Annotated in this window: 1 protein-coding gene and 1 pseudogene; both read right to left on the reverse strand. The window is 65.6% G+C overall.

All coding sequences use genetic code 11. The features are described 5' to 3' along the window. On the reverse strand, nt 1-352 hold a 352-nt coding region (locus ENZ75_RS33170), incomplete at its 3' end, for a HutD family protein (RefSeq protein ID WP_206617178.1). Nucleotides 353-437: 85 nt separating this feature from the next. Next, nucleotides 438-818 (reverse strand): annotated as a pseudogene (locus ENZ75_RS33175) (urocanate hydratase); the annotation flags it as partial.

An 818-nucleotide genomic window follows, 5' to 3' on the forward strand; every position in this document is an offset into this window, starting at 1 on the left:
TCATCCGGCTACGGCGGGTCATGACATTGAGATCGGTGATCGGTCCGCCGATCAGCGCGGCCGAGGTCTGCACGTCGGCCGGGAAAGAAAACAGGGCGGTCGTCCTGTTTATAGATCTCGGCGGGTAGCCGGCAATCTCGAGGACGATGCCCTCGCCTTCGAGCACGGCAAGGGTGCGATCGATGCCGGCGAATTGCGAGAACGGACCGCTCGATTCGACACGCGCCATCGACACGCGCCAGTCGAAATCGTTTAGCCCGGCACCGGGCGGCGAGACGGCGATTTCCGTCGTCACGCCGCCGCCGTTCTTCCACGGCATCGACCGGTATTCGGCTGCCCGCAGGATGCGCATGCCTAGCCCTCCGCTATGGCTACGGGCGTTCGAAACTCGAAAAGCCGATTCCGCGGCTTTTCGCCTGCCTGCGGCCGGACGTTTCTCACCCGAGAATGCCGGGCAGGTTGAGCTGGTGCTCCTTGGCGCATTCGACGGCGATTTCGTAGCCGGCATCGGCGTGGCGCATGACACCGGTCGCCGGGTCGTTCCACAACACCCGCTCCAGGCGCCTGGCGGCTTCGCGCGTGCCGTCGGCGACGATGACCATGCCGGCGTGCTGCGAGAAACCCATGCCGACGCCGCCGCCATGGTGCAGCGACACCCAGGTGGCGCCGGACGCCGTGTTGAGCAATGCGTTGAGCAGCGGCCAGTCGGATACCGCGTCCGATCCGTCCTTCATCGATTCCGTTTCGCGGTTCGGCGAGGCGACCGAGCCGGAATCGAGGTGATCGCGACCGATGACGACAGGCGCCTTCAACTCACC

Source organism: Mesorhizobium sp. M7A.F.Ca.CA.002.04.1.1, assembly GCF_004022805.1.
In the GTDB taxonomy this organism is placed as follows: domain Bacteria; phylum Pseudomonadota; class Alphaproteobacteria; order Rhizobiales; family Rhizobiaceae; genus Mesorhizobium; species Mesorhizobium ciceri.